The sequence below is a fragment of the Bradyrhizobium sp. 31Argb genome (genome assembly GCF_043638955.1).
Classification (GTDB): Bacteria; Pseudomonadota; Alphaproteobacteria; order Rhizobiales; family Xanthobacteraceae; genus Bradyrhizobium.
In genome coordinates, this window is the sequence record NZ_JBEGDB010000307.1 from 1 (window position 1) to 9,131 (window position 9,131).

Here is a 9,131-nt window from a genome sequence, read left to right on the forward strand (position 1 = left end):
CACTCCCGCGAATCATCGTTCAACTCACGGAATCAGCGATCAAATTCCTTCGCAAGATGTGCGAATATGACAGCCGCAAGAGCGGGGAGAGGTGGTCGCAAGCCTCACTTCTCCGCGTCGATCACCTCGCCGACCGGCTTCCATTTCACGCCGTCGAACTGCATCAGTTGTTCCTGGCTCATCGGCGTGTAGCGCGTCGGGGTGCTGTTGAGCTTGATGCCCGGAAGCATGATCGGGAGGACGAGATCCTTGATGCTGGTCGCCTGCTTCATCAGGTTCTCGCGCGTCAGGTCATCGCCGCAATTCTTCAAGACGTGAACGAAGGTCTGCGCCGTCGCATAGCCGAACACGTGATAGGTCTCGGACGGGTTGGCTTCGGGCATGTATTGCTTCATGAAGGCGAGATATTCCTTCACGCCGGCATCGTCGGCCCATGCCGCATCGTTCGGATCCTTGCGGAAGGCGACGGTGATGACGCCCTTGGAATTCTCCAGCCCCGCCGGCACCAGCGTGCTGGAGATCGAGCCGGCGGCGTCACTGAGAAGATGCAGCGCATCCCATTTCGTTTCCGCCATCTTCTTGATGGCCTGCGCGGAGAATTTCGGCGTCGAAATGTCGAGGAACACGTCGGCGCCGGTGGCCTTCAGGATCAGGATCTGCGAGTCGATGGTCGGCTCGGCGATCTCGTAGCTGAGCTCCTTGACGATCATCGTGGCGGCCTTGTCGCCAAGCCCGTCACGAAAGCCCTTGAGGTGATCGCGGCCGAAATCGTCGTTCTGGAACAGCACCGCGACTTTCGCATTCGGCCGCTCTTTGAGGAGATATTTGGCGTAGATCACACCCTTGGCATGGTTGTTCGGCTGCCAGCCCATCGACCACGGATAAGTCGCAGCCTCGGAGACGCGGTTGGCGCCGGTACCGAGGAACAGGCCCGGCACCTTCTTCGCGTTCAGATATTTCTGTGTGGCGAAGTTGGTCGGCGAGCCGAAGGTGCCGACGATGGCGAGCACCTCCTCGCTTTCGACGAGGCGGCGGGTCTGTTCGACGGCCTTGGGCGGGCTATAACCGTCGTCGAGCGAGACCAGGTTGATCTTGCGGCCATTGACGCCGCCTTCCGCATTCACCTTCTGGAAGTAAGCGGTCATCGCGCGGCCGATCGCCGCGAAGCTCGACGCCGGGCCGCTATAGGGCATGGTCTGACCGATCTTGACCTCGCTATCAGTCACGCCCGGTCCGTAGTTCTTCTCCTGTGCGAATGCGGAGAACCCCGCCCATGCGATTGCACAGGTCGCCACCATGAGCTTCTTCATGCTCTTTTCCTGTCTTCGTTGTTGATGATCTCTGATCAGGCCGGCTGCAGATAGCGCTGCTTCAGCACGTGCTTGAACAATTTGCCGTTCTCCTGCCGCGGCAGCTCGGCCTCGAAATCGATCGAGCGTGGGCATTTGACATGCGACAGGCCGTCCCGGCAGAACGCCATCAGGTCGTCCGCAAGCGCCGATGATGCCTTCGACGGCTCCCTGAGCTGCACCACGGCTTTGACCTCCTCGCCATATTCCGGATTGGGGATTCCGAACACGGCGACATCAGCGACATCAGGATGCAGCGCCAGGCGGTTCTCGATCTCGGCGGGATAGATATTGACGCCGCCGGAGATGATCATGTGCGAGCGGCGGTCGGTCAGATAGAGATAGCCGTCGTGATCGAGATAGCCGACATCGCCGATCGTCGACCAGCCCTTGGCGTTTCGCGAGCGTGCGGTCTTCTCGGGATCGTTGTGGTAGACGAATTGTGGGCCGTCGAAATAGACGTCGCCGATCTCGCCGGGGCCAAGTTCGTTATGCGCTTCGTCGAGGATATGGATGGTGCCGACGCAGGCGCGCCCGACCGAGCCGCGGTGCGTCAGCCAGTCCGCGGTCGAGATGCAGGTGGCGCCATTGCGCTCCGAGCCCGCGTAATATTCCCAGACGATCGGTCCCCACCAGTCGATCATCCGCTCCTTGAGCTCGGGCGGACAAGGCGCGGCGGCGTGGATCGCGCAACGATGAGAGGAGAGATGGTAGCGGGCCCGCACCTCGTCCGGCAGGGCGAGCAGACGGAAGAACATCGTCGGCACCCACTGGCTGTGGGTGATGCGGTAGTGCTCGATGGCGGCCAGCGCCTGCTCGGGCACGAACTTCCTCATGATCACGGCGGTACCGCCGCTCTCCAGCGTGCGCATGGTGAAGCGAAGCGGCGCGCCATGGTACAGCGGTGCCGGAGAGAGATAGACCGTATCCTCCGCGAAGCCGAAATTGTCGCGCACCCAGTCGCCGGATGCCTGGGCCTGGCGGAGGTTGGCGAAGAGCGGCTGCTTGATACCCTTCGGCCTGCCGGTCGTGCCTGAGGAATAGAAGAAATCCTTGCCGACGGGCCCGTCGGGAATCTCGATCAGGCGATCGAAGCGGGCGAGCTCCGCGGCATAGTCAAAGCTACCGTCCAATGCGCCGCCAAGCGCGTACACCGCGCACCGGTGCGGATTGTCGGCCAGCAGCGCCTGGACCGCGTCCGCAAAACGCGCGGCGACGAAGAACAGCTTGGCGCCGCTGTCGCGCACGATATAGGCTGCCTCTTCGGGCCTCAAATGCGTGCTGACAGGCGTATAATAGACGCCGTGGCGTCGCGCGCCCCAGATCAGCTCGAAATAAGTAGGGTCGTTGTCGAGCATGATCGCGATGCCGTCGCCGGCAGCGAGCCCCGTCCAGATCAGGAGCTGCGTGACGGCATTGGCGCGGCGGTCGAGCTCGCCATAGGTAATCGCTTGGTCGGAAAACGCGACGAGCGCGGCGGTCTTGTCGGGATGACGTTCAGCCCATTGGCGCAGGATTGGCATTTCTTCCCCGTGTTGGCCGAGAACTCGGCCTTTGCGGGGATTATCCGCGTCAGCGCGCAGTCATTGAATGACCGCGCATGCCAATCCGATTGGCGGAATCCGACTGCGTCACTCTGTCCGGGAGTTGCGGCGCTCGCGGAACTCGCCAGGCGTCACGCCGGTCCACCGCCTGAACGCGCGATGGAAGGTGCTGAGCTCGGAGAAGCCGAGCGAGACCGCAATTTCTTCCAGCGACAGGCGGGACTTCTGCAGCAGGTGGGTGGCGAGGTCGCGGCGCAGCCGGTCCTTGATTTCCTGAAAGCCGCAGTTCTCTTCTTCGAGCAGGCGGCGGCGCAGCGTCTGCGGCGAGACCGCCAGCACCCCGGCGATGTCCTCGAACGACAGCGGACGCTTGAGGTTGCGGCGGAGAATGCCGCGCACCCGTTCGGCCATGCTGCTGTCGTCGCGGTAGCGCACCAGAAGCGCATTGGGCATCGATGCGAGGAAACGCCGCAGCCGCTCCTCGTCCGGCATGATCGGCAGATCAAGCAACTCAGCGTCGAAGCGAATTTCGGTGCGCGGCTGATCGAACAGCATCGGCGCCCGGTAGAACAGCTCGAGCTCCCCGCTGAACGGTTCTTCCGGGAAGACGTAGTGGACGGTGATCAACGGCAGCCGGCGGCCCACCAGCCAGCACATCAGCCCATAGGCGAACAGCAGGATCGCGCCATTGACCATGCGCCGCCGGCTCGGCTGGGCGATGGTGTCGGTGACATAGAGCGAAGCGTCATCCGGGCCTTCCGCCAGCCGCACCACGAAATCGTCCGTGACCAGATGATAGAACTGGCAGCCGATCCGGATCGCTTCGCGCAAATTGGCGGAGCGGATCAATAGCCGGCACATCATGCGAAAGGTGCCGGGCTTGATCGGGCGGTTGCACAAGAGCCAGAGCTCATCGCGCGTCTCCCGGGTCAGGATCGCGATCAGGCGGCCGAACTGGTCCTGCGGCAGCCGCGCGCCCGGCTTCTCGAGTTGCTCGGGCGTGATCCCGGCACGCGCCAACAGCCGGTCGATATCGAAGCCGGCCTCGCGCACGCCGCTCAGCACCGGCCCGACATAGCCGGAATCGATCGCTGAACGCGACGGCGCAGCGCGTGATGATCGAAGTGCGGCGGAGGCTCCCGGCATGGCGTGGTCATGTTAGCGCCCGGATTGTTCCGTCGCCACCATTCCTGTGGCAGGCAAGGTCAACGCAACTGATCGTTTTCGTCATTGCGGGTGCGGGACTTCTTTTCATTCTCGCCCGTGTGATTGCCGCCGGAGGACACTGATGCGCGCGTTGATGAGTTGCGAGCCGGGCGGGCCCGAAACCCTGCGGCTGCTCGATGTGCCGGAGCCGGTCCCTGGGCCGGGACAGGTGCTGGTGGCCGTGAAGACGTGCGGCGTGAACTATCCGGACCTTCTCACGATCCAGGATCGCTATCAGGTCAAGACGCCGCGGCCGTTCGCGCCCGGAGCTGAGGTGGCCGGCGTCGTGGCCGCGGCAGGGGAAGGGGTTGCCGCGCTGCGCGTCGGTGATCGGGTCGCGGCGCGGACCGGAACCGGCGGCATGGCGGAGTTCGTTGCGGTCGATGCCACGCGCTGCAGCCCGATTCCCGACGGCATGTCGTTCGTCGATGCCGCGGTCATGCAGTTCACCTTCGAGACAGCCTATTACGCGCTGCACACCCGTGCCGGCGTGCGCGCCGGCGAAACCGTGCTCGTGCTGGGCGCAGCAGGAGGCGTCGGCATTGCCGCCGTGCAGGTCGCGCGCAATCTCGGCGCCCGCGTCGTCGCCGCGGCATCATCGGGCGAGAAGCTGGGCTTCGCTCGCCAGCACGGCGCCGCCGAGGGCGTGGTCTATTCGGCCGACACGACAGGGGATGGTCGCGAGCTCGCTGCGCGGCTGAAGCAAACGGTCGGTTCGCGCGGCGCCGACGTGATCATCGATCCCGTCGGCGGATGGCTCTCGGAAGCCGCCATTCGCTGCATCGCAGAGGGCGGGCGCTACCTCGTGCTCGGCTTTACCGCAGGCATTCCGTCACTGCCGCTCAACCTTCCTCTGCTGAAGAATTGCGATGTGCTTGGGATCAACTGGCGCACGTTCACGCTGTCACAGGATGCACGCCTCGCCGAGAATCGGCGTGCGCTCCAGGCCTGGTATTCGCAAGGCATGCTGTCATCAGGTATCAGCGCCGAATTCCCGCTCCAGGGGGGCGGCAAGGCGATCCAGCACCTCGCCGACCGGCGCGCCCTCGGCAAGGTCGTCGTGGTGATCTGAGTGCGCGCGTCCTCGCTCCAGGCGGGAGGTCGTCACCCGGCCCGATCTGCGCGATCGGAAATTCTGCAATGCACCTGGGCCCTCACGGCAAGATGACCGTGGGCGCCGCTTGCCGCCGTGCGGCACGCTGATATGGTCTGCGGCCGGCGAAATGGATTGCATTCGCCTGCTTTCGCCGAAATTCATAGTCATCCCGCGCTGCAGGAGTTTCTCATGACACACGCGTTTCGCTTCCATCAGGCCGGCGGTCCCGAGGTTCTGAAATGGGAAGAGGTCAAGCTCGGCAAGCCTGGTCCCGGCGAAGCGCGGATCCGTCACACGGCAGTCGGCCTGAACTTCGTCGATATCTATAACCGCGCAGGCGTCTACGGCGTGCCGCTGCCGAGTGGTCTTGGCAGTGAAGGTGCTGGAATCGTCGAGGAAGTCGGGTCCGGCGTCACCGACCTCAAGCCGGGCGATCGCGTCGCCTATGGCAACTCGCCGCTCGGCGCCTATGCCGAGGAGCGGCTGATCCCGGCCGACCGTCTGCTCAAATTGCCCGACGGCATCGATGACAAGACCGCGGCGGCGATGATGCTCAAGGGCCTTACGGTGCAGTACCTCATTCGCCAGACTTATCGCGTCAAGAGCGGGGACACGATCCTGCTGCATGCCGCGGCCGGCGGCGTCGGCCTGATCCTCGGCCAATGGGCGAAACATCTCGGCGCCACCGTGATCGGCACGGTCTCCACCGACGAGAAGGCAAAGCTCGCGAAAGCCCATGGCACTGCGCACACCATCGTCTACACGCGCGAGGATTTCGTCGCTCGCGTCAAGGAGATCACCGGAGGCAATCTGGTGCCTGTTGTCTACGACTCCGTCGGCAAGGACACCTTCCTGAAATCGCTGGATTGCCTGGCGCCGCTCGGCGTCGCGGTGCTGTTCGGCCAGTCCTCCGGCAGCATCGAGCCGCTCAACCTCGGCCTCCTGGCACAGAAGGGCTCGCTGTACGTGACCCGCCCGACGCTGAACACCTATGGCGCCAAGCGCGAGAACCTGGTGGCGATGGCGAACGAACTGTTCGACGTGGTGAAATCAGGCGCGGTCAAGATCGAGATCAACCAGACCTATCCGCTCAAGGACGCCGCCAAGGCACACGCCGATCTCGCCGCCCGCAAGACCACGGGATCCACGGTGTTCCTGGTGTGAGTGCGCTCAGTGTCGTAGCCCGGGTGGAGCCGCAGGCGTAACCCGGGACCGCTCTCAAACGCGGACATGGATGTCCCGGGTTGCGCTTCGCTCCACCCGGGCTACGGAACTACGGAACGACGCACTAATCCGTCCCGGCCCCAAAACGCTCGACCAGGAAGTCGATGAACAGCCGCACCTTCACTGAGAGGTGGCGGGTCGGAGGGTAGATCGCATAGAGCGTCAGCGGTGGTGCGTGATAGTCCGCGAGGATGGTCTTCAGCGCTCCGGTGTGGAGCGCATCGCCGGCGATGAAGGTCGGGATCAGCGCAATCCCGTGGCCCTTCGTGGCGACGTCGCGCAGCACCTCTGCGTTGTTCGCGCATAGCGACCAGGATGGCTGGATCCAGTGATCGCCATCCGCACCCGTCAGCTTCCATTGGTTGCCGGTCAGCAGGAAGCCATAGGTCAGCGCAGCATGCTCGCGAAGATCGCGCGGATGGGCCGGCGTGCCCTGCTTGGCTAGGTAGTCCGGCGAAGCGCAAACGACACGGTCGATCGGCGCGATCCTGCGCGCGATCAGGCTCGATGATTCCAGCTCCGCGATCCGTAACGTGACGTCGAAGCCGTCCTGCACGGGGTCGAGCAGGTCGTCGCTCAGGACGAGCTGAAGCTGGATCTTCGGATATTTCCCCATGAAGTCCGCGACCGCCGGGCCGAGCCGCAGCGTGCCGAACGACATCGGCGCGTTGACGCGAAGCAGTCCGTGCGGCGTCGATTGCGCCTGCGACACCGCCTGATCCGCCGCGTCGAGTTCGGACAGGATCGAGAGCGCGCGCTCGAAATACATCTGGCCGCTCTCATTGGCGCTGACATGGCGGGTGGTGCGGTTGAGGAGCTGCACGCCCAAACTCTCTTCGAGCTCGGCCACATACTTGCTGACCGCGGAGCGGGAGAGCCGAAGCTGCCGGCCGGCCTCGGCGAAACTGCCGGTCTCCACGACCTTCACGAACGCCCGCAGGCTCGCAACCTTGTCCATCTTGCCTCCGGCTCATTTCACCCGTCATTGCGAGGAGCGTAGCGACGAAGCAATCCATGGCTCCGCACGCGGCGAGGTGGATTGCTTCGCGGAGCCTGTCATCGGGCGGCGCTACGCGCCGACCCGGTGGCTCGCAATGACCATGCGATCGGGATTGTCCTCAAATCGTAGACAGTGGCGCCATGAAAGCATGGATTGTTCTCAGAACATAGCGGGCCAATATTGCCAACAACGGGCCCGATCGGCTCCCGAGTTAATCAGGAGAGACCAATGTCTGGCATCCATCATGTCACCGCCATCGCCGGCAACCCGCTGAAGAATTTCGATTTCTACACGCGCTACCTCGGCCTGCGGTTCGTCAAGAAGACCGTCAATTTCGACGACCCCACGACCTATCATTTCTATTACGGCGACGCGGTCGGCCATCCCGGCACCATCCTGACGTTCTTCCCCTGGGAAGGCGCGCCCGCCGGCCGCCGTGGTGTCGGCGAGACCCATCAGACCGCCTTCCGCGTGCCGGCGCGCTCGCTCGGCTATTGGGTGCAGCGCTTCGTCGAGAAGGGCATCCCCCATCAGCCGCTGGAGAAGCGCTTTGGTGAGTCGGTCCTGCCGTTCACCGATCCCGATGGCATGGCGCTCGCGCTGGTCGGCATTCCCGGCGCGGAAGACGAGTCGGCCTGGAGCAATGGGGATGTGCCTGCTGAGCACGCCATCCGCGGCTTCCACGGCGTGACCTTGCTGCTCGAGACTGCCGAGAAGACCGCCGCCATCCTCACCGATGTGCTCGGCTTCCGCGAGGTCGCGCGCGAGGGTTCGGTGATCCGCTTCGCTGCTCCCGGTGACGTCAAGGGAAGCATCGTCGACATCTACGAGGCCAAGGGCTTCCTGCGCGGTCGCCAGGGCGTCGGCTCCGTGCATCACATCGCGTTCCGCGCGGCTGATGATGTCGAGCAGGGCCAGATGGCGCAGAAGCTGGTCTCGGCCCACGGCCTGCATCCGACCGAGCAGAAGGATCGGAATTACTTCCGCTCGATCTATTTCCGCGAGCCCGGCGGCGTGCTGTTCGAGATCGCGACCGACATTCCGGGCTTTGCGGTCGACGAACCCGTAGAGAGCCTCGGCCACACCTTGAAGCTGCCGGCGTTCCTCGAGCGGCATCGCAAGGAGATCGAAAGCGTGCTGCCTGATTTGGGAGAAGTCGCATGACGAACGAGACACCCTTTGTCTATCGCTTCGTGCCGGCGGAAGGGGCGGGTGCTCCGCCCCTTCTGCTGCTCCACGGCACCGGCGGCGATGAGAACGATTTGCTCGATCTCGGACGGATGCTGTCGCCGGATTCAGCGTTGTTGTCGCCGCGCGGCCGCGTGCTGGAGAACGGGATGCCGCGCTTCTTCCGCCGTCTTGCGGAGGGAGTGTTCGATGAGGACGACGTTCGGCGGCGCGCCGTCGAACTGGCCGACTTCGTCGACGCGACACGCAGGCGTCTCGGCATCGGCGCGCCGGTGGCGGTCGGCTATTCCAACGGCGCCAACATCGCCGCGGCCACGATGCTGCTTCGCCCCGGCACGTTTTCGGGCGCGGCGCTGTTGCGCGCGATGGTGCCGCTGTCCGATCCACCGCCCGCTCAATTGGGTGGCATGCCGGTGCTGATCGCCTCGGGACAGATGGACCCGATCGTGCCTAGCATTACAGTTGTCTTTTTGTTTTGAAGTGCGCGCGCTGGGCGGCGGCCTGGTGAGCTCTACGCCAAAGTG

7 protein-coding genes and 1 pseudogene are annotated in these 9,131 nt (G+C 64.2%); 4 read left to right on the forward strand and 4 right to left on the reverse strand.

Features of this window, described 5'->3' with window-relative positions; translation table 11 throughout:
• Positions 1 to 104: 104 nt before the first annotated feature.
• From AAFX91_RS35335 to AAFX91_RS35345, 3 genes are all read right to left on the reverse strand, one after another.
• Positions 105 to 1,310, reverse strand: coding sequence for an ABC transporter substrate-binding protein (locus AAFX91_RS35335; protein ID WP_394569624.1), 1,206 nt, complete (start codon positions 1,308 to 1,310; stop codon positions 105 to 107).
• 35 nt (positions 1,311 to 1,345) lie between these two features.
• On the reverse strand, positions 1,346 to 2,872 hold the full coding sequence (locus AAFX91_RS35340) for an acyl-CoA synthetase (RefSeq protein WP_394569625.1): 1,527 nt from the start codon (positions 2,870 to 2,872) through the stop codon (positions 1,346 to 1,348).
• A gap of 108 nt (positions 2,873 to 2,980) precedes the next feature.
• Complete coding sequence (locus tag AAFX91_RS35345; protein ID WP_394569626.1) at positions 2,981 to 4,039, reverse strand: AraC family transcriptional regulator; 1,059 nt, start codon at positions 4,037 to 4,039, stop codon at positions 2,981 to 2,983.
• Between the two features lie 142 nt (positions 4,040 to 4,181).
• Here AAFX91_RS35345 and AAFX91_RS35350 point away from each other — a divergent pair, with 142 nt between their 5' ends.
• Together AAFX91_RS35350 and AAFX91_RS35355 are read left to right on the forward strand one after the other, a co-directional pair.
• Positions 4,182 to 5,171, forward strand: coding sequence for an NADPH:quinone oxidoreductase family protein (locus AAFX91_RS35350; RefSeq protein ID WP_394569627.1), 990 nt, complete (start codon positions 4,182 to 4,184; stop codon positions 5,169 to 5,171).
• Between the two features lie 213 nt (positions 5,172 to 5,384).
• Entirely contained in the window at positions 5,385 to 6,359 is a 975-nt protein-coding gene (locus AAFX91_RS35355) for a quinone oxidoreductase (RefSeq protein WP_130578750.1), read from the forward strand.
• 124 nt (positions 6,360 to 6,483) lie between these two features.
• Here the strand turns inward: AAFX91_RS35355 and AAFX91_RS35360 are convergent, their stop codons facing one another.
• Positions 6,484 to 7,377, reverse strand: a complete 894-nt coding sequence (locus tag AAFX91_RS35360) for a LysR substrate-binding domain-containing protein (protein WP_394569628.1) — start codon at positions 7,375 to 7,377, stop codon at positions 6,484 to 6,486.
• A gap of 270 nt (positions 7,378 to 7,647) precedes the next feature.
• Between AAFX91_RS35360 and AAFX91_RS35365 the strand changes: the two genes are divergently transcribed.
• Both AAFX91_RS35365 and AAFX91_RS35370 read left to right on the forward strand, forming a co-directional pair.
• Positions 7,648 to 8,583: a ring-cleaving dioxygenase gene (locus AAFX91_RS35365; RefSeq protein WP_130578751.1), complete on the forward strand. Its 936-nt coding sequence runs from the start codon at positions 7,648 to 7,650 to the stop codon at positions 8,581 to 8,583.
• A pseudogene (locus AAFX91_RS35370) lies at positions 8,580 to 9,062 on the forward strand (alpha/beta hydrolase); the annotation flags it as partial. The gene AAFX91_RS35365 and the pseudogene AAFX91_RS35370, both read left to right, overlap by 4 nt.
• Positions 9,063 to 9,131 lie beyond the last annotated feature (69 nt).